Source organism: Duodenibacillus massiliensis (genome assembly GCF_900128485.1).
GTDB lineage: Bacteria > Pseudomonadota > Gammaproteobacteria > Burkholderiales > Burkholderiaceae_F > Duodenibacillus > Duodenibacillus massiliensis.
Window position 1 is genome coordinate 1 of sequence record NZ_LT635857.1, and the last position, 845, is coordinate 845.

General features: G+C 52.3%; 1 protein-coding gene. It reads right to left on the reverse strand.

Translation table 11 applies throughout. The features are described 5' to 3' along the window. A partial coding sequence (locus BQ7486_RS01750; protein ID WP_074008738.1) for an IS256 family transposase occupies positions 1-845 on the reverse strand: 845 nt, incomplete at both ends.

The window sequence follows — 845 nt, forward strand, 5'->3', positions numbered from 1 at the left end:
GGATTCTTCATGCGGAAACATGGTTCGAGTTTTGATTACCTTCCGAACGCCACGGTTGAGAGCCTCAATACTGTTGGTCGTATACAACAACTTCCGAATCGACCGGGGAAAGTTGAAGAAGGGTATCACCTGTGCCCAGGCAGAGCGCCAACTCTGCGCTACATGCGGGTAACGTTTGCCCATAAAGCTATTTTCAAAGGCCACCAAGGCCGCCAACGCTTCTTCGGGGGTATTGGCCTGGTAAATGGGCTTTAAGCCGGCCATTACAGCCTTTCGATCCTTGTGGCTGACGAAGGCTGTAGAGGCACGTATGAGATGGACAATGCAGGTTTGATGTTGCGCCTGGGGAAATACGGCTTCAATGGCTTGCGTCATACCCTTGAGGCCGTCTGTGACGGCGATCAGGATGTCCTCTACGCCACGGTTTTTCAATTCCGTAAATACCGATGTCCAGAAAGCCGCGCCTTCGTTTTCATGAACCCATATGCCGAGCACATCGCGTCGGCCGTCACAACGTACGCCGAGAGCCAAATGAACCGCCATTTTCTTGATGACGCCGTCCTTACGGATATTGATGCGCAAAGCGTCAAAGAACACCACCGGGTAGACCGAATCCAACGGACGGCCTTGCCATTGCCGTACGTCGTCATTTACCTTTTCCGTCACGGTGCTGATGAATTCGGCACTCACTTCAACGTGGTACTGACTTCTGATGAACTCAGAGATTTCACGGGTAGACAATCCGCGTCCATATAAATCGATGATGGCGTCATCGAAGTCATTGAAATGCCGTGAGTGCTTGGGTACCAGGCGGGGAACATAAGTCCCCTTGCGATCGCGGGGAA